The sequence below is a fragment of the Pseudarthrobacter sp. R1 genome, assembly GCF_024494415.1.
In the GTDB taxonomy this organism is placed as follows: domain Bacteria; phylum Actinomycetota; class Actinomycetes; order Actinomycetales; family Micrococcaceae; genus Arthrobacter.
Genome location: NZ_JAMKFI010000006.1, coordinates 352,835 through 371,299, shown reverse-complemented (window position 1 = coordinate 371,299; position 18,465 = coordinate 352,835). Strand labels below are relative to the sequence as shown.

The following is an 18,465-nucleotide window of genomic DNA, read 5'->3' as shown; positions in this document are numbered from 1 at the left end:
AACCGCCTCAAACAATGGCGTGGCATCGCAACCAGAAGCGACAAAACAGCACGCAGCTACCTCGCAGGCGTGACCCTGGCGTCGACCCTGATCTGGATCAAATCAGGGCTTTAGCAACACGTCCTAGCGCAAAACGATGTCCACCGGGTTCGCTTCCGAGCGCCAAGCTCCTTCTTCGCCCGGCCGCGGCCGGATGACCGGAGCCGTCAGCACGCCCGAACGGTTCGTGCGCTTGTCGCGGAGGATCTCCGTGACCGAGCCAAGATGCCGGGACAGGTCGATGACGTTTTCAGGGGCGGCCAGCAGCAGCTGGAACCCGAATTCGTGCAGCGCCTTGATTCCGGCGCCGGCGAACTCCTCGGATGCCAGCACAAAGGCCTCGTCCATCATCACGGTGCCGTACGTGGTGAAGCCCTGCTCTGCGATGCCCAGCTGGTAGCTCAGTGCGGCGGCCATGATGAAGGCCGTGAAGCGCTGGCGCTCGCCCCCGGACATGGATCCCGTGTCCGCGTGCATAAAGACCTCGGTCTTCTTTGCCCCGCCCTTTTTGCCCGGCCCCGTCCCGGCGACTTCCCGGTGCTCCTTGCACTGAATAAACAGGTGCCCGCGCACGTCCAGCACCTCCGCCCGCCACCGCCGGTCCTCCGGCGCCTGCGATCCCAGCCGCTTGACCAGGGTTTCCAGGGACTTGTAACGGGCGGAGAGTTCCGCGTCGTCGTCCCTTTCCCCGTTGGAGTCACCGGACCTGCCGCTTTCAGGCTTCGCCGGCCGCGTGTGCCGGGCCTTGAGCGCGTTCTGGATGGCGTCCTTGAACTGCTTGGCGGAGGGAGGGAGCGTCTGCTTGATATCCAGCTCCAGGAAGCTGCCCTCGTGGAAGTTGACCTGCGAAAGAATGCCGTTCAGCGGGAGGATACGGCTGGTGATGGAGCGGCGTTCCTCGTCGAGCAGATGCAGCAGCGTGCTGAAGGATTCGTGGGTGCGCTGGTTGAAGAACTGCCGGAATTCCGCTTCCTGGGCGGGCAGCCCGTCGCTGACAATCGCGTGGTAGCGGGTTTCAAACTCCCCGGCAGCACCGATGGTGGTGCCATGGTCGGCCGAGATGGCGCTGCCCCACTCGCGGACGAAGCCTTCGAAGATCCGGGTAAGGCGTTCGGCGGTTGCCTGGCCCCGGGATTCCGCTGTGTGCAGTTCAGCCAGCAGGGCGGTCCGCACCCGGTTGGCGAGGTTGTCCAGCTCATGCATCTCCGTCACATCACCGAAATCGGCAAAGTACGGTTCCAGCGCGGTGACGGTAGCGTCCGACGGCGGCGCCTGGGCCAGGCGGTCCCGCGCAGCTTCCAGCAGGGAATCGGAAGCCGTCAGTTGCCGGTCCAATGCCTTGTACTCGCTCTGCAGGACAGCGGCGGCCTCGGTGCTGGCCTGGTGCTTTTGCCGCACTTCCTCGATGGTGGCGCGGAGCGGCTCGAGATCTGCCTGCGCTGCCAGGGCGTCCTTCAACCGTTGTTCGATCCTGGCAAGCTCGTCGGCCGCAACTGCCGCCGACACCTGTTCCCAAGGGCGGTGATCCTCAGCAATGCGGCGCAGGGCGTCGAGCTGCCGGCTCATCCCCTGGTGCGATTCCTCGCGGGTCTGCGCCAGTTCTGCCGCCTTGGCAACCTCCTGCCGCAGGTCCTCCACCTGGCCGGCAACCAGCTCCAGCTTGGCGGCGTTATCGAACCCGAGGACGTAATCCTGCCGGCTGATAAACCTGTCGTCCTTTTCCACAGTGTGCCGGTTGCGCTTCACCACGCCGCCCAGGCTGAGGCCCCGGTCCAGCACCGCCAGCTCGTCCGGGTCCTCCACGCACGGGTAGGCGAAGTCCAGCGCGATTCGCTCCCGGATCCAGGCCCCCGCCTCGCTCGCCACGCCCGTGGTGAGGATGTCCAGCTTGGTGAGCAGGTCGCCGTCGCGCACGTCCTCCAGCGCCAGCGCGCCCCCGGAAAGCGGCTTGGAAACGTCCACTGCCCGCAGCGCGCCGCGCACGTTGTGGTCGTTGAGGTAGCGCGTCACCGCGGCGAAGTGCTCGCCCGGCACCAGCAGCGTGGTGGCAAGGTTGCGGAGCGCGCGTTCTGCGGCGGGGCGCCACTTCTCCTCCCCCTCTGCGAGATCCATCAATTCACCGGCGAAGGGCATCCGGTCCTCGGGAACACCGGTGGCGGCGGCGATCGCAGCCCGGTTTTCAATGCTCGACGGCGGCAGCAGCGACTTGCGCGTCTTCAGCGAGACGAGCTCCTGCTCGGCCGCGGCCAGTTCCCGCTTCTTCGTTGCGTGGGCGTCGAAGGCTTCAAAGCGAAGGTCCTGCAGGGCTTGGGAATCGTCCTTGAGCTCCGCCGACCTTGCCGCCGCCTGCTCGTGCGCCTGCTCCCAGCCGCCGGCAGTCCACTCAAGCTGGAGGCCGGCGTCGGCCAGCGCCTGGCGTGCCGCTTCCTCCACCTGCTGGCGAAGCTTCAACCCCACCCGGGCGTTTTCCAGTGACTGCTCAATGGCGGAGATGGCGTTGCCGCCCTGGTTGTTGTACTCCGTCTCCAGCTGGCGCAGCTCCTTGGCCAGGCCGTCGCGGACTGCGCGCTCGGCGCCGAGCTCCTTGGCCTTCGCCTGCGCCAGCTCCTTGAAGCGGGCCAGCATCTTCTGGTGGACCGTGACGGCGAGCTGCTGCTTGTACGCCTCGAACTCCTCCCCGGCAAGGTCCCGCAACCGGTTCGCGTCCAGCAGCGCCTGCGCGTACTCCCTGTTCAGTCCGGGCACCGGGGCCAGCTGGTCCCGCTGCTGCCGGACGTCCTCCAGCCGCTGCCGGATGGACATCAGGTTGCTGAACTCCTCGACGACGTCATCCGCCGCCGTGAGGGTAGCCGGGGCATCCAGGACCTGGTCCCGGAAGAACGTGTTGACGCTGCCGCCCAGGCCCTTGCCCGCCTGGATAACGCGCAGGAGCGGAAGGGCCTGGTCCGAGTTGATGCCCAGCAGCCGGCGGAAGCGCTCTGCGAACGCCTTGTGCACATCGAACACCTGGGCGTCCGAAAAAATCGTTTCCAGCGCAGCTTTGGTGAACCGCTTGTCCGCGATGCCCTCGAGCGCCTCCAGGTCCAGCGGCTGGTGGTCAACGAGGTAGAACCGTCCGACGCTCGACTCCGTGCCGTTCTTCGGCAGGTCGAACAGTGCTGACACTGTCACCCGGGTGCCGGCCGCATTGTCGAACGTCAGCGCGACGGCGGACCACGTGGCGCCCGGCCGCTGGAAGGCACTCGCGGACCCCTCCCCCACGGCCTTGTCGCCCACTTTGCCGCGCATGTACGTGAACGTGGTCCGTTTGTCCTCCACGGGCCCGCCTGAGCGCTGGGCAGCGGCCTCGTTGGACCTGGGCCGCGCATCGAAAACCCGGAGCATGGCGTCAAACAGCGTCGACTTGCCCACCCCCGAGTTGCCCGTCAGCAGCGTGCCGTTCCGGTCCACGTGCATCGTGTGGGCTCCGTGGAACGTGCCCCAGTTGACCACCCGCACCAGGGCAAGGCGCATCTGCCCCGGGTTGGTAAGCTCGCCCAAAGGCAGCATGGTTGCAATGCTCACTCGGCATCCTCCGCGTCGGTGGCGTCCTCGGTTTCAACCGGCCCAACCGCCGGTTCCCGGTCCAGCTCTATGAGAGCTTCGGTGCCGGTGGGGTCGGTGGTGGCTGCTGCCAGGGCTTCTATGTGGGCTGGGATGTCGCCGATGTTTTCGAAGGGGAGGGCCAGGGGCAGGGCGTTGGAGATGGTGTAGACGTCGTCAAGGCCCGTGGGCAGGAGGAGTTGGCGGGCCAGGAGCTTGGTGATGGCCCTGGTGACCACGTCCGAGTCACGCAACGCGTCCTGCTGGCCTGCGGGCTGGTAGTGGGTGACCAGGTCGGCGATTTCCTCGCGGGTAATTGTTGGGTCTGTCTGCGCGGTGACGTGCCGGTCCAGCAGCAGGCGCATCCTCAGCAGGACGATGGTTTCCACCCGGCTGAGCGCACGCTGCTGCCGCAGGATGCTGGAGCGCGTGCTGCCGCCGATGGCGTCCGGATCGACCGGGCGCAGGACGGCGATTTTCCGGTCATGGTCCAGCTGCATCGTGAGGAACAGCTCGGAGAGGCGGCTCCGCAGGATGATCTGGTTGTCCAGCAGGACCGTCCAGAGTTTCTCGTCCCGGCCGCCGTCAACGTAGGGGCCCTTGAGGAGCTTCACCAGCGCCTGCCGCACCTTCATGGACAGCACGCCGGTATCGCCGGGGAAGAGGGCGGCACCGTCGACGAAGGTATCGCGCGGGGAGACCGGTCCGGGGTACCCAGCGCCCGATGCCGCCCCCGCCCCTTCGCCGCGCGGCTGATCTTCGAGCAGCTCAGCGCGCGGCTCCGACAGGCCCGATGCCACTCCCTGGGCGGCATCGGGCTCTGGGCTCGTAGCGTTTGAAACCTCAGTCATCTGAATCCTTTGCGAGCGTGACCAGCGGCAGGTAGGCCCTGCGCGTGGTGCCGTCAATCTGTTCGAAGTCCAGGGCATCCACGGCGTCCCGGTCGAAGCCTGCCCCGGCGTGCAGTGCGTGCGAGAGGAGCGCCCGGATGGTGTTGATGTGCTGCTCTTCCGGCGGCAGCTGCTGCCACGCCTCGGAAAGGGTGGAAGCACCGGCCATGGCGGAGCGGATGACCTCCGACTTGGCCTTGGCGGTCCGCGGCGAGCGCACGCGGTCCGAGTCGCTGAAGGCAATGGGGTCGGCAAGTTTTGGCGGTGCGGCGAACTCGTCCGGGTCGAAGAGCTTCACCATGGACAGCGACTCGAACCCCGCATTAAAGAGGACGGGCCCGGGGACCAGCCCCGGCCGTTCCCGTTCGTACGGAAGGGAACGGATCGCCTGCTCAGCTTCGCGGAGCACTTGCCGGAGCCGGACGGACTGGCGGAAGTCATCGCTTTGGACGTAGGTATTGAGGCTTTCGCTGAGCTTGCCGTAAATCCGCTGGATCTGGCTGTGCTGCTGGCGGAGTTCGGCCACCAGGTTTTTCAAGGTTTCCCGGTCCTCGGGCGAGAGGTCGTCCGCAAACTGCCGGCTCAGGACCTCGCCGATCGCGGACCGGAACCTGAGCTGCTGCTGCGGGTCCTCCAAAAACGCCGTGAAAGAACGGAACGTCCTGCCCTCCGGGCTCTGGCGGAGGCGTTTGTCGGCCTCCAGCACCTGCGCCATCGTGGCGCCCTTGGTCAGTGACTCCTCGATGATCTGGTTGCGCAGGCCGCCCACCAGTTCCTCGATCCGGTCACGCATCTTTTTGTAATCGGCGGGCAGGCTCGCGGCGAGGTCCAGGATGTTTCCGGCAGCTTCAACTGCCTCGTCGTCATCCAGCAGGCCGTCGAACTCGCCGGAGCTGATGTCCCGGATGAGCTGCTGGCGCTCTTCGATCTCCTCTTCCAAGGACTCGAGGCGGGCACTCTGGTCCGGATTGGTCTCGTTGGCGAGCTTCTCGACGTCTCCCAGCAGCGTGCCGAGGCGCGAACCGTTAAGGGTGGACCGCTCGCTGGAGAGGCTGTCGAGGAACGCCAGCACACGCGCGGCCGGTTCGGTGACCTCGTAGACGATCTGGCCTGACTGGTTCCGCCGCGTCAGGAACTGCCGGCGCGTCCACTCGTCGCCAAAGGCCTTCCCGTTGGCGCCGCCGCCCAGGCCGGGTTCCTGCCGGCGGAGCTCCTCAAGGAAGGAGTCGACGTCGGCATGGAACTCCTCGAGCGGCAGTTGCGGCCGGGTGCGGGTAAAAGAAGCCTGCAGCACCGCGATCACCCAGGGCGCCGAGCGCGTCAGGGCCCAGGCTGGTCCCTTGGTGAGGAGTTCGAGGTCCCGTAGCCGGGCGCTGATGGCGTCAGCGGATGACCTGGCGGAGCGGGGCACACACTCTCCTTGGGCTGTTTTAGGTGGCGGGGCAGGGGCTCCAAACGGAAAACTGCCAACAACAAGGTTAACGCAGGCGGCCGCGACCGCTCCGTGACCTACTTCGCCGTAGTATCTCGATCCAATATCAAGAGCTCTTTAAGCCCGCTGCGGCCCTGGCTGGGCAGGCCGTCTACCCCTACGCTCATGCTACTGATTTCGACCAAAGCAACGTTTCAGCAGGGGGACTCATGCAGTTCGATTTAAGCGCAGTGGAAACCGCCACCTTGGTATTCGCGGGCACGCTGGTGTTCGCCTTTATCCTGGCCGCCTTCGTCCTCACGGCCGGACTGGTGGCGCTGGTGCTGCTGGGCACGGGAAAGCTCGGGTGGACAGTGGTTTCGAAGTCGCTCCTGGCCGTGGTGCACGGCATCAACGCGGGCTGGGACCGGCTGGTGCACCACGCAGCAGCATTCGACGCCGCCGGAGACTTTCCGGGGCAGTCCTCCCCTAGCACAGGAACCTACCCGCGGGTAATCTTGAGAGACAGCTGAAGGGTTCTCCAACCCGGCGGACCTGGCTACGAAAGCTATCCGGCCAAGGAGATAACCCATGAGCTCCGCCACTGACAGCCCCTCGAAGACCACCCCTGCCAACTCCACCACCAACAGCGCGGCAACAGACGCCCCGGCGGAGGAGACCCCTGTGCCCGCGGGCAAGATCGGCGGGAGCGTCACCGCGGACGAGGCCCGTGCCGTCGCCGAGGCCGCTCGCGAAACCGGCTGGGACCGCCCGAGCTTCGCCAAGGGACTCTACCTGGGCAGTTTCGACCTCAGCCTCGTCCATCCCTGGCCCACTCCTGACCCGGCGGACGTAGAACGGGGTGAAGCGTTTATGGCCCGCCTCTCCGAATACGCGCGGACCATGGACGGCCGGATTATCGAGCGCGAGGCGAAGATCCCTGACGAATACCTTCAGGGCCTGGCGGACCTTGGCGTCTTCGGGATGAAGATTCCGGAGGAATACGGCGGCCTGGGCCTGTCGCTGGTGTACTACGGCCGGGCATTGGCCCTGCTGGGCAGCGTGCACCCCAGCCTCGGCGCCCTGCTTTCGGCGCATCAGTCCATCGGCGTGCCGGAGCCCGTGAAGGTTTTTGGCACTGCCGAGCAGAAGCGGAAATACCTCCCGCGCTGCGCCACGGGCGCCGTCACAGCGTTCCTCCTGACGGAACCTGACGTGGGCAGCGATCCCGCCCGAATGGGCAGCACGGCAACACCCACGGACGACGGCGAGGCCTACCTTCTGGACGGCGTCAAGCTGTGGACCACAAACGGGGTGATCGCCGAACTGGTAGTGGTGATGGCCGTGGTGCCGGCACGCACTGATGCGGACGGCACCAGGCACAAGGGCGGCATCAGCGCCTTTGTGGTGGAGATGGACTCACCGGGCATTACCGTGGAAAACCGGAACTCGTTTATGGGCCTGCGGGGCATCGAGAACGGGGTGACCCGGTTCCATCAGGTGCGCGTCCCGGCGGCCAACAGGTTGGGTAAAGAGGGCCAGGGCCTGAAAATCGCGCTCACTACGTTGAATACCGGCCGGCTTTCCATCCCGGGCCTTTGCGTCGGAGCAGGCCGCTGGAGCCTCAAGATCGCCCGCGAATGGTCCAACGCCCGGACGCAATGGGGCAGGCCGGTGGGCGAGCACGAGGCCGTGGGCAAGAAGATCGCTTTCATCGCCGCCTCCGCCTTCGCCCTGGACGCCGTCTTCGAACTCTCCGCCGAACTTGCCGACGCCGGCCAGAAGGATGTTCGGATCGAGGCCGCCCTTGCGAAGCTCTGGTCGACGGAGATCAGCTGCCGGATAGCCGACGAACTGGTACAGATCCGCGGCGGCCGCGGGTTTGAGACGGCGGAATCGCTGGCGGCGCGCGGTGAACGTGCGGTACCGGCCGAACAGCAGCTGAGGGACCTGCGGATCAACAGGATTTTTGAGGGTTCCTCGGAGATTATGCGCCTGCTGATCGCCCGGGAAGCCGTGGATGCGCACCTTGCTGCCGCGGGTGACCTTGCATCCATGGACGCGAGCCTGTCCGACAAGGCGAAGGCCGCCGTCGGCGCTTCCGGCTTTTACGCCCGCTGGCTGCCCAAGCTGGTGGCGGGCGCGGGCATGGACCCGCGCTCGTACGGAGAGTTTGGCCGCTTGGCCAAGCACCTGCGGTTCGTGGAGCGTTCGTCGCGGCGTCTTGCCCGGCAGACGTTCTATGGCATGGGCCGGTGGCAGGCAAAGCTGGAACGCAAGCAGGCATTCCTGGGCCGGGTGGTGGACATCGGAGCGGAACTGTTCGCCATGACGGCGTGCTGTTCACGGGCGGAGATGCTGCTCCACACTGCGCCGGAAAAGGCCGCGAGCGCCTACGAGCTCGCGGAGGCGTATTGCGAGCAGGCCCGCGTGCGCGTCGACGAGTACTTCGACCAGCTGTGGCGGAACACGGACGACGCCGACCACCGCCTGACCCGAAGGGTCCTCGCCGGTGACCACAGGTGGTTGGAGGCAGGCGTACTGGACCAGTCGGAAGGCACCGGCCCGTGGATCGCGGATGCCTCCCCCGGGGCCTCGCAAAGGGAAAACCTGCACCGTAACTACCGCTGACGCCACCGGTCACAAAATAGTAAGCATCCTTGCTATCTCCGCGGCCCGGTGATTGAGTTGACCCATGAGCAGCTCAACGGACCCAGAGAACCTGCCCCCACGGCGAGCCCGGGAGGACGCTGACCGGAGCGGAAGCTACCGTGCCGCCGCGGCTGATGATGTCACCCGCAGCTACGACCAGCAGCCCGCAGCGGATACCACGCCGACCTCCACCTACAACCGGGTGCCGGCTGGCCACACCGGCTCAGCCGGCGCCTCCGCGGAGCGCGACTATCTTCCCGCGGCCTCGGCACCTGCTGTTGATCCGAACCTGACCGACCGGCAGACCGCCGTCGCCAGGGAGAAGGAACGGTTTGGCGGCATCAAGGTGGGCTCGGCGTTCTTCGGCTGGCTGACCGCCACCGGCATGGCCGTACCGCTGGCGGCCCTCGTGGCAGCAGCCGGGACGGCCGTGGGCCTTGCAACCAACACCGACGTCAACGAGGCAGTGAACCAGGCGGCCCAGAACCAGGGCACCGTTGGCCTGGTGGGGATTATCGTGCTGCTGGTCATCCTGCTCCTCTCCTATTACTGCGGCGGTTACGTCGCCGGACGCATGGCACGTTTCAATGGTGCCAAGCAAGGCTTCATGGTGTGGATCTGGGCGCTGATCGTGGCTGTCCTCGTATCCATCCTGGGCCTTGTGTTCGGGCAGCAGTTCAACGTGCTGGCCAACCTCAACAGCTTCCCGCGCATTCCAATTAATGAAGGGCAGCTGACCACCACGAGCATCATCGCAGCCGTTGTGGTGGCGCTGGTGGCACTGGCAGGTGCCGTGTTGGGCGGGCTGGCAGGCATGCGTTTCCACCGGAAGGTGGACCGGGCAGGCTTCACTCCGGACGAGGACTACGGCGACGAGTAGTCAGGCCAGAACTTCCCCGTCCAGGTAAAACCAGCGGCCGTTTTCCCGCACGAACCTGCTGACCTCGTGGTGTGTACCGCGCTCGCTGCCGTGCCGGAACCAGGCTTTGAACTCCACGGTCCCCTGGACGTCCAGCGGGCCCCCGCGGCTGATGGAGACAATGTCCAGGCGCCGCCACTGCAGGTCCGGATCAAGGTCCAGATTGGCCGGGGCCTTGTCCGGGTGCCAGGTACGCAGCAGGTAGGGCCCGTCCAAGAGGACAAACGCGCTGTAACGGGAGCGCATGAGCTGTTCTGCCGTTGCCGCTTCTGGGGTGCCGGAGTGGAACCGTCTGCAGCACATCGCATACGGCTCGCCGGACAGGCACATGCAGTTCGTGTTGGGTGTGTCCTCCGCCATGGTGCTCCTGTTTCCTGCTTCCGGCCGCGCAGTGCATGCCGTGGTTCCACGTCCGACTATAAGCGCCCCGGCGGCCTGCCCCGTGGGCATAACAGCTTTGAAACAACCCGGGACGCACCGCTCCGGGCGTCGGCATGGCCAAGCAAAAATCCGTATGGTGGAGAAGGAGCTGTTGCTGGCGGAGGGGCGCAGGTGCAAGCTTCACGGCCGGCAGAGAGGAGAGATGACGTGGAAAATCCGGATACGCTCATCCTCAACCTGACCTTTTTGGGGACTGTGGGAATGGCTTTCCTGATGTTCCTGGTCCTCTTCCTGCTGGGGGTCATCACGCTGGTGCTGGCGGGGATCGGCCGGCTTGCAGCCGTCACACTAATGGCCTTGTTCGGCAGGCGCTCCCGCAATGAAAGCGTCCCGCTGGTCCGCCTTGGTGGCCCTTTCAGGACAGGGCCCGACGGCGGCGCTTCAGTTTCCGCTGCGGGTCCCGCCGGCGGGGGCGTGCCCGCCAAAGCCCCGAAAGCCAAGCGCCAGCGCCGGGACTGGCGCTCCGCGCTGAAGCCGGCACACGTGCGTTCGGCGCTGCGCACCGCCGTCGTACGCCACCCCGCGCTGACGGCCGCGCGCCGCGAACCCCCCGTGCTCTCGGAGGACTGGGCCTCCGCCGTTGCTGAGGCGGATGCCAGGGCGATGGCGCGGGCCCGGGCGGCTGCACCGGAAATCAAGCTGTCTGTCCGGGACCTGCCCGATCCCCGGGTGCCGGCCGACAAGGTGGTGGAGGTGGCTCCGCTCGTGGAGTCTGCCCTGGACACCCACGGCCCGGGCAGGGTGCCGCGGTCGTTCAAGAAAACGCAGGCTTCGCGGCCGCTGTCGCCGCTGGACACGGGGTCCCTAGTGTCATTGTCCGGTCCGGCGCAGGCGGTCAAAGGCACCTCTTCGAAAAATTCAACCGCTAAGGGAACCGGCGTCGACCGCCAGGCGTCCACGGGTAACCCACATAAGGGCAGACAGCCCTTACCCTGAGCAACCATCTGGGTTAGCGTGAAACCCATGGAATTCAGATACCTCGGAAACAGCGGCTTCAAAGTCTCGGAAATTACCTTCGGCAACTGGCTCACGCACGGCTCCCAGGTGGAGAACGACGTCGCTTCCCAATGTGTGAGGGCAGCCCTCGATGCAGGCATCAGCACCTTCGACACGGCGGATGTCTACGCCAACACGGCTGCGGAATCCGTCCTTGGCGAAACCCTGAAGGGCGAGCGCCGCGAGTCCCTGGAAATCTTCACGAAGGTCTTTGGCGCCACAGGGCCCAAGGGCAAGAACGATCTCGGCCTGTCCCGCAAGCACATCATGGAATCCATCAACGGCTCACTGCGCAGGCTGCAGACAGACTATGTGGACCTCTACCAGGCGCACCGCTACGACTTTGAAACGCCGCTGGAGGAGACCATGCAGGCGTTCGCGGACATCGTCCGGCAGGGCAAGGCACTATACATCGGCGTCAGCGAGTGGACGGCGGAGCAGCTCCGGGAAGGCCACGCCCTGTCAAAGGAGCTTGGTTTCCAGCTCATCTCCAACCAGCCGCAGTATTCCATGCTGTGGCGCGTCATCGAGGCCGAGGTTGTGCCGGCGTCCGAGGAGTTGGGCGTGTCCCAGATCGTCTGGTCCCCCATGGCGCAGGGCGTCCTCAGCGGCAAGTACCTGCCCGGCCAGCCCGCCCCTGACGGCAGCCGGGCCACGGACCAGAAGGGCGGTGCCAAGATGATCGAACGCTGGATGCGTGACGACGTCCTGGCCGGGGTCCAGGAGCTCAAGCCCATCGCGGAGGAAGCCGGACTCTCCATGCCCCAGCTTGCCGTCGCCTGGGTGCTGCAGAACCCGAACGTCGCTTCGGCCATCATCGGTGCGTCCCGGCCGGAGCAGATCGCGGACAGCGTGGAGGCGGCAGGGGTGCGGCTGGAGCCGGACGTCCTGAAGAAGATCGACGACGCCATCGGCTCCCTTGCCGAACGTGATCCCGCACAGACGAAGTCCCCCTCCAAGCGGGAACACTAGCCGGTGGACCCCAATCCGGAACTGCCGGACCTCGCTGTCACCGGCTCCACCGGCGGCCTGGGCGGAATGGTGGCGCGGCAGCTCGCCGCGGCTGGTTCCGCCCAGCGCCTGCTGGTGCGGGACCCGGCACGCGCGCCCGAGCTGGAGCACGCCGCGGCAGTGGTGTGCACGTACTCGGATTCAGAAGCAGCACGCCAGGCCCTTGACGGCGCCAAGGTGCTGTTTATGGTGTCCGCCGCGGAGGCCGAGGACAGGCTAGACGAACATTTCACGTTCGTTGATGCTGCTGCCGGCGCCGGGGTGGAGCACGTCGTCTACACCTCCATCTACCGCTGCGCACCGGACTCGACCTTCACCCTGGCCCGCGACCACTACGCCACGGAAGAACACATCAAGGCTTCCGGGATCGAGTTCACGTTCCTGCGGAACAACCTCTACCTGGACTTCCTCCCTCTGATGACTGGCGGGGACGGCGTCATTCGCGGACCCGCCGGCGAAGGCACGTTTTCCGGTGTGGCACGGGAGGACATTGCCCGGTGTGCTCTTGCCGTGCTGCGCGACCCCGCCATCCACAAGGGAAGGACCTATAACCTGACCGGCCCGGAGGAGCTCTCCCTGTCGCGGGCTGCCGAGGTGCTGACGGCAGGAACGGGCCGGACCGTTGGCTACCATCCGGAAACGGTGGAGGAGGCCTACTCATCGCGAGCATCCTACGGCGCACCGCAATGGCAACTGGATGCCTGGGTGAGCACCTACACGGCTATCGCGGCCGGCGAGTTGGCGGGGCTGTCTTTTGATGTGCACGGGCTGACCGGCGAGGATCCCCTCAGCCTGGCGGAGTTCCTGACCCGTCCGCAGCTGTAGTTCTCCCCACTGCCGGTGCGGGCCGTTGACGTGCTGCCGCTGGAAACCGTTGACGTGCCGGCGGGGCGGGCGTAAACCTGTGGCAAGGCATCATCCAGCCCTGCACAATCCCCGCCGAGCAGAATCGCAGCGCCATGAAGCAGATCCACGACAACCTGCAGTCCACGCCTCCAGCTGAGGGTTCCGGCGCACCGGCCGCGGTGCCGGCCGGGCCCACTACCGGCCCGCTCACTCCGGAGGAACTTCAGCTGGGCGCCCGGAACCACTCCATGCCCCTGGAAGCGCTACGCCGCGACGTCACTCCGCCGGGACTCCACTACATCCTTACGCACTTCGACATCCCCGACATCGATCCTGCCGCCTGGCACCTCCGGATCAGCGGCGCGGTGGAGCGGGCGCTGGAGCTGAGCATGGCGGCCCTGCGGAAGGATCCCGCCATCACCGTTCCCGTCACGCTGGAGTGCGCAGGCAACGGCCGGTCGCTCCTTTCACCCCGGCCAATGAGCCAGCCCTGGGTCCTTGAAGGAGTGGGCACCGCACACTGGACCGGCGTTCCCCTCGCGTACCTCCTCGGCAAGGCGGGGGTTCTGCAGAACGCCGTGGAAGTGGTCTTCACCGGTGCGGACGCCGGCATACAGGGCGGCGTCCCCCACCACTACGCGCGGAGCCTGCCGATCCGGGAAGCGCTGCGCGCCGACGTCGTACTCGCCTACAAAATGAACGGCAACGAACTGCCGCCCCAGCACGGTTATCCCCTGCGGCTTGTGGTCCCCGGCTGGTATGGCATGGCCAGCGTGAAGTGGCTGGAATCCATCGAGGTGGTCACTGCCCCCTTCGCGGGCTACCAGCAGCAGGTCGCGTACCGCTACCAGGATTCAGCGGACGACGCCGGGACGCCGGTTTCGCGGATCAGGGTACGTTCGCTGATGGTGCCGCCGGGCATCCCGGAATTCTTCACCCGCAAGCGGGTGCTGCCCCGGGGACCCGTGATGCTGCAAGGCCGTGCCTGGTCCGGGCAGGCGGCGGTGACTGCTGTGGAAGTGGGCATCGATGACACATGGCTGCCGGCGCACCTGGAAGAACCCGCGGGAGGATTCGCGTGGCGCAAGTGGACGCTGCCGTGGGTAGCTGACCCGGGCGAGCATGTGCTGGCCTGCCGTGCCACGGATGCCAGCGGCGCCACCCAGCCCCTGGAGCAGAACTGGAACTACCAGGGATTGGGCAACAACATGGTGCAGCGCATTAGCGTAAGGGTTGAGTAGCGGCCGCTATATACGCCGGGCTGCGCAGGCAGGCTTGGTTTCCGGTCGCGATACTTGTCTCCTGTGCCGGGGCGCCGGGGCTATACTCGGTGCCAGCCATGACCAGTCTTCCTTCCTCCCCCGCCAGCGTCCGCATCGATGCGTGGTTGTGGGCCATCCGGGCCTACAAGACCCGCTCCGCGGCTACGGCCGCATGCCGCGCCGGCCATGTGCGGCTGAACGGCAGCCCGGCAAAGGCCTCGGCAACACTGGTCAACGGCGACACCGTGACGATCCGGATGTCCGGTTACGAACGGACCCTCGAAGTGCGCCGGCTGATCAACAAGCGCGTCGGCGCCGAAGCCGCATCCCACTGCTTTACCGACCACACACCGCCGCGGCCCGTTGCCCCGGCGCTGGGCCTGCCGCAGCGTGACCGTGGCGCGGGCCGGCCCACCAAGAAAGACCGGCGCGAGATGGAACGCCTCCGCGGGGCATGATGCCGCCTGCCCGGACTCTGATGGCGGCCTTGCCTAGCCTTTGACCCGTGCGCGCACCAGGTTCGCGAACGGCAGGTGCCCGTACTCCTCGATGAAGGCCGTGTGATATTCGGCTTCGGCCTTGTTCAAGCCTTCGGCGGGCAGTTCCTTCCAGGCGAGCAGCAACTGCCCGGCGTCCTTGAGTTGCCAGAGCAGGCGGCCGTCCCAATGCCCCGGCGGCTTGCCCTGCCCGAAGTCCAGGAACTCCTGGATCTGCCGCCGGAGCCCTCGGTTGCCTTTGCTGCCAGGACCGGCTTTCCCCAGATAGAGCACCGCGGCGGCATCCACCCATTCGGCTGCGAGCGCCGGTTCCGGCAGTGAGGGGTCCTTCTTCTTGAAGACGCCGGCGGTGTTTTTCTTCAGGAATTCCGGCTGGAACCCTTCCGGTGCCATAACGGCGAAGAGGCCCGTACCCTGCGGGACCCGCATAACGTCCAGGTCCTGAAACGACCTGAAGCCCGCAAAGCCGTCATCTTTCAGGCCCTTCCTGGTGAACTGCATCCCTATATTGAACAGCACGCCTTCGGGCTGGGAAGCGGCGGTCCCGCCGTCGACGTCAATTACTGCTCCGCACCAAGGCCCTCAAACGTGCCCACAGAGTAGGAACGGCGGCGTAACGGCGTGGTGCGCCGCAATTTCCCCTGCCCTCCTCCATGCGCGGAAGCGTAGAGTGGCCTAAGACGCCTGATTCTGGACGCCTTGCTGCTGAGGGAGAAATCGTGACGATTGATTGGGACGAAAAGAAAGCCCTGCTACAGGAACCGAACATTGCGAAGGTAACCCAGCTTTGCGACGAACTGATGGAAAAGAAGCCGGGCTCCACCGTCCCCTACATCGACCCGGTGCACGACGAGGATGAATGCCGGATCGTCAGCCTGCAGGTCAGCCCTGGAAAGGGCACCGAATCCGGCTTCGTCTCGCACTACAACGACGACGAAGCGGCCCGCCGGGCCACCCAGATCTATGAACTGGCTGAGCTCGAACCCCGCTACGTGATGCCGTGGAACGCCTATCCGTGGGTACGCGATCCGGGTATGCCGTCGGCGCTGAGCGTGCAGGAAAAGACCGACGGCCTGCGCCCGTTCCGCCAGTTCCTGAAGATCAACTCACGCGTTTCCGCGATCATTGCCCACGGCACTGACGCTTCCACTTTCCTCACGCTGTTCGAGAAGACCTACCATTCATCGCTCAAGAACAGCGGCATCAAGGTCTATAAGGCCTCAGCTCTGGGCGGCCGGGCGTTCGCAGTCTCCGAGGCGAAGCAGGAAGAGCTTCTGGCCAAGAGCGTAGACATCTATAAGGACGCGATGCAGCGGGCAGGCATCCAGCACCTCTGACCCAGTGACGCGACCGGACGTGCTCGACTGGCTGCTCGACTCGGACCCCGCTATTCGCTGGCAGGTCCTGCGCGACCTCACCGACGCGTCGCCAATGGAAATTCAGCGTGAGCGGGAGCGGGTGGCGAACCAGGGCTGGGGCGCCAGACTCCTCGCCCTTCAGGGCACGGACGGGCAGTGGGCGGGTGGTACGTACTGGCCCGCCTACGACGACGACCCGGACAGCCAGCCCTGGACGGCAACCACGTACAGCTTGCTGCTCCTGCGCGACTTCGGCCTGAACCCCTCCGGCCGGGAAGCCCGGCAAGCTATCGCGCTGGTCCGCGCGAACTCCCGTTGGGAGGAAGGCAACCAGCCCTTCTTCGACGGCGAAGTGGAACCGTGCATCAACGGGATGACCGTAGCACTCGGGGCATACTTCGGCGAGAACGTGGACGAAATGGTGGAGCGGCTGACCCGCGAACAACTGGCTGACGGCGGCTGGAACTGCGAGGCCGGGAGAGGCTCCACCCGCTCCTCCTTCCACACCACCATCTGCGTGCTGGACGGACTTCTCGAGCACGAACGGAGTACTGGAGGCACCGTTGAATCCCGGGAGGCGCGGCACCGCGCCGAGGAGTATCTCCTGGATCGCCGGCTGCTGAGGCGGGAGTCCACCAGGGAGCTTATTAGCCGGGACTGGTTGCAGTTCTCCTACCCCACCCGCTGGTTCTACGACGTCCTTCGCGGGCTGGACTATTTCCGTGCCGCCGGCGGCGCCCGCGATAATCGCCTTGAAGAGGCGGTGGAGGTGCTGCGGTCAAAGGAACAACCGGACGGCAGGTGGCTGCTGGAAAACACCCACCCCGGCAAGGTCCACTTCCCGCTGGAGGACGGCGACGGACAACCAAGCCCGTGGAACACCCTCCGCGCCCTGCGCGTACTGCGCTGGTACGAGGGCTCGTGAGGGCATGCGCCGCCCGGCTTAGCCTTCCATCAGCCTCCGGCGGTGCTTCAACTCCTTGACCCACGCCCTGGTGACCATGTCCGGAAACGGTGAACCGCCGTCGTCGTTACCTTTTTGACCGGGCCCCTTCAAGGCACGGAAGGCAGTCCCGGCCTCCAGATCGATGATCAACGGGCCAGACGCCTTCAGCGCAATCTCCAAAACCTGGGCAGCCGCCCGGTCGGTGAGTCCCAGTTCCGTGGCCCACCCCAGGAAGTGGCGGCGCGAAATCCCGGTCCTCTTCCCGCCCATGCTCAAGGCCAGGGTCTTGTCACCGTAAACCACCGTGGAGGGGATGTCGTACACCGGCGCGATGACCCACTCCCCGTGGGGTTGCTGGACCATGGAGACATTCTTTGCATGCAGGTCTCCGTTGCCTGTCAGCCATGCGTAGGCCGCCTGGATCGCCAGGTTCCGAAGGGCGGGAAGCGGTGCTGAGCAGTAGTCCGCGAGCGCATGGCACACCTGGCCGTACCCCACGTTGTACTTGTCCGCCGGGTAGAGCTTCAGCACCTGCGCCCCGTCCTCTACAGCGAGGCGCCGCACACCGTCCGGCCCTGCCTCCGGGAGCGGCACGCGGTCGAAACGCTCCACCAACAGCCCCGGTCGGCCGGCAACATCCCGGATCAGCTGGACGCGGCTCAGCGGAATCCGAAGCCTGGCGGCGTAGCGGAACATGACGTACTCGTTCTCCACCACATGCGGGAACTCCGGCGCGTTGAGCTTCAGGATGAACTGGCGCCCGGTGGTGGCCACCGGCACGGAAATCATTCCGGCGGACAACTTGTCCTGCACACCGGCCAGGGCTACCGGATCAATCAGGTCAGGGTCGCCGAGCAACTGGTCGAAATCGACGGGCCTGCGCGGATCTAGGCGGACCGCGTGATCGTCCGGGTTCAAGGGTTCCCCGTGGCCGACGATCTGGACGTCTCCCACCGGGTTGCCGCCAGCCGCGATCAGAAGGGACAGGTCGTCGTCTGCGCTGGTCTTAATGGATCGACGCAGGGCGTTAAGGCGGCGGCCCTCGGGCAGCAGCCCGGTGAAATAGGGCGGAGCGGCCCCCGCACTGGACAGCGCAGGTTCGCTCGTAAGCGGCAGGGAAGTTGCGACGGCGGGTCCGCCGGCGCTGAGGTAGCCCGCCAGGTAGCTGAACCTGGTACCGCCGTCGTGCCGTTCAAGCCGGGCGGCGAGGACCCCTGCCTTGTAGATATCGGCGATGCGGTGCCTCACGCCTGCTCCCGCAGGTTAGCTGCCGCCGTCCCGTCGTGAAGGGCGGCTGTACGTGTCCGTGTAGTCAACTGCAGCTCCAGACCAAGCGTCCCAAGGAGCGCCAAAAGTGAGTCCAGCTGGACGCTGGGTTTCCCCTGTTCGACGAACCGCACGAAACGCTCCGACACCCCGGCCAGCTGGGCGAGATCGTGCTGCGTCAGATGTAGTGACGCTCGGCGAGTCCTTACTTCCACCGCCAGCACTTCAGAAAATGGTTGGGGCACAGCACTCCCCCCATAGGTACGATCGTGCCGTTGCGGCACTTTCAGCCCATTCTATTGCCGCTCTTCTCTAATCGAAAGGGAGGAACCGGTACGACCGTGCCGGT

Annotated in this window: 17 protein-coding genes and 1 pseudogene; 11 read left to right on the top strand and 7 right to left on the bottom strand. The window is 66.0% G+C overall.

The features are described from left to right. Positions 1-114, top strand: a pseudogene (locus M8J71_RS07795) (IS5-like element ISMt1 family transposase); the annotation flags it as partial. A gap of 9 nt (positions 115-123) precedes the next feature. Here the strand turns inward: M8J71_RS07795 and M8J71_RS07790 are convergent. The 3 genes from M8J71_RS07790 to M8J71_RS07780 are packed head-to-tail and all read right to left on the bottom strand — an operon-like array spanning position 124 to position 5,922. Beyond that, positions 124-3,603 (bottom strand): ATP-binding protein, encoded by a 3,480-nt coding sequence (locus tag M8J71_RS07790; RefSeq protein WP_256247370.1) that lies wholly within the window; start codon positions 3,601-3,603, stop codon positions 124-126. Further along, complete coding sequence (locus tag M8J71_RS07785) at positions 3,600-4,472, bottom strand: DUF4194 domain-containing protein (RefSeq protein WP_256247369.1); 873 nt, start codon at positions 4,470-4,472, stop codon at positions 3,600-3,602. The genes M8J71_RS07790 and M8J71_RS07785 overlap by 4 nt, the downstream gene beginning before the upstream one ends. Further along, a complete protein-coding gene (locus tag M8J71_RS07780) occupies positions 4,465-5,922 on the bottom strand; it encodes a DUF3375 family protein (protein ID WP_256247368.1) in 1,458 nt (485 codons plus the stop codon). Before M8J71_RS07780 ends, M8J71_RS07785 begins: the two co-directional genes overlap by 8 nt. Positions 5,923-6,152: 230 nt before the next feature. On the opposite strand from M8J71_RS07780, the gene M8J71_RS07775 reads away from it, so the two are divergent. The 3 genes from M8J71_RS07775 to M8J71_RS07765 all read left to right on the top strand — a co-directional run bounded on the left by M8J71_RS07775 (position 6,153) and on the right by M8J71_RS07765 (position 9,454). Continuing rightward, entirely contained in the window at positions 6,153-6,455 is a 303-nt protein-coding gene (locus tag M8J71_RS07775; RefSeq protein ID WP_163166401.1) for a hypothetical protein, read from the top strand. Between the two features lie 58 nt (positions 6,456-6,513). Further along, entirely contained in the window at positions 6,514-8,553 is a 2,040-nt protein-coding gene (locus M8J71_RS07770) for an acyl-CoA dehydrogenase family protein (RefSeq protein ID WP_256247367.1), read from the top strand. Positions 8,554-8,617: 64 nt separating this feature from the next. Further along, complete coding sequence (locus M8J71_RS07765) at positions 8,618-9,454, top strand: hypothetical protein (RefSeq protein WP_256247366.1); 837 nt, start codon at positions 8,618-8,620, stop codon at positions 9,452-9,454. Here M8J71_RS07765 and M8J71_RS07760 read toward each other — a convergent pair whose 3' ends face one another. After that, positions 9,455-9,853 (bottom strand): YchJ family protein, encoded by a 399-nt coding sequence (locus M8J71_RS07760; RefSeq protein ID WP_256247365.1) that lies wholly within the window; start codon positions 9,851-9,853, stop codon positions 9,455-9,457. A gap of 228 nt (positions 9,854-10,081) precedes the next feature. Here M8J71_RS07760 and M8J71_RS07755 point away from each other — a divergent pair, with 228 nt between their 5' ends. The 5 genes from M8J71_RS07755 (at position 10,082) to M8J71_RS07735 (ending at position 14,507) form a co-directional block, all read left to right on the top strand. Continuing rightward, positions 10,082-10,870 carry a hypothetical protein gene (locus M8J71_RS07755; protein WP_256247364.1) on the top strand — a complete coding sequence of 263 codons (789 nt, stop codon included), beginning with the start codon at positions 10,082-10,084 and terminating at the stop codon, positions 10,868-10,870. 27 nt (positions 10,871-10,897) lie between these two features. Continuing rightward, positions 10,898-11,902, top strand: a complete 1,005-nt coding sequence (locus tag M8J71_RS07750) for an aldo/keto reductase family protein (protein ID WP_256247363.1) — start codon at positions 10,898-10,900, stop codon at positions 11,900-11,902. A 3-nt stretch (positions 11,903-11,905) separates the two neighbouring features. Continuing rightward, complete coding sequence (locus M8J71_RS07745; RefSeq protein WP_256247362.1) at positions 11,906-12,766, top strand: SDR family oxidoreductase; 861 nt, start codon at positions 11,906-11,908, stop codon at positions 12,764-12,766. A gap of 134 nt (positions 12,767-12,900) precedes the next feature. Then, positions 12,901-14,028 (top strand): sulfite oxidase, encoded by a 1,128-nt coding sequence (locus tag M8J71_RS07740; protein ID WP_256247361.1) that lies wholly within the window; start codon positions 12,901-12,903, stop codon positions 14,026-14,028. A 98-nt stretch (positions 14,029-14,126) separates the two neighbouring features. Next, a complete protein-coding gene (locus M8J71_RS07735; protein WP_256247360.1) occupies positions 14,127-14,507 on the top strand; it encodes an RNA-binding S4 domain-containing protein in 381 nt (126 codons plus the stop codon). Positions 14,508-14,540: 33 nt separating this feature from the next. On the opposite strand, the gene M8J71_RS07730 is transcribed toward M8J71_RS07735, so the two are convergent. Continuing rightward, entirely contained in the window at positions 14,541-15,047 is a 507-nt protein-coding gene (locus M8J71_RS07730) for a hypothetical protein (protein ID WP_256247359.1), read from the bottom strand. 218 nt (positions 15,048-15,265) lie between these two features. Between M8J71_RS07730 and M8J71_RS07725 the strand changes: the two genes are divergently transcribed. Both M8J71_RS07725 and M8J71_RS07720 read left to right on the top strand, forming a co-directional pair. After that, complete coding sequence (locus tag M8J71_RS07725; protein ID WP_256247358.1) at positions 15,266-15,883, top strand: uracil-DNA glycosylase; 618 nt, start codon at positions 15,266-15,268, stop codon at positions 15,881-15,883. Positions 15,884-15,887: 4 nt separating this feature from the next. Then, complete coding sequence (locus M8J71_RS07720) at positions 15,888-16,829, top strand: hypothetical protein (protein ID WP_256247357.1); 942 nt, start codon at positions 15,888-15,890, stop codon at positions 16,827-16,829. Between the two features lie 18 nt (positions 16,830-16,847). Here M8J71_RS07720 and M8J71_RS07715 read toward each other — a convergent pair whose 3' ends face one another. Both M8J71_RS07715 and M8J71_RS07710 read right to left on the bottom strand, forming a co-directional pair. Beyond that, positions 16,848-18,098 (bottom strand): type II toxin-antitoxin system HipA family toxin, encoded by a 1,251-nt coding sequence (locus tag M8J71_RS07715; RefSeq protein WP_256247356.1) that lies wholly within the window; start codon positions 18,096-18,098, stop codon positions 16,848-16,850. Beyond that, positions 18,095-18,331 (bottom strand): type II toxin-antitoxin system Y4mF family antitoxin, encoded by a 237-nt coding sequence (locus tag M8J71_RS07710; protein ID WP_256247390.1) that lies wholly within the window; start codon positions 18,329-18,331, stop codon positions 18,095-18,097. Before M8J71_RS07710 ends, M8J71_RS07715 begins: the two co-directional genes overlap by 4 nt. Positions 18,332-18,465 lie beyond the last annotated feature (134 nt).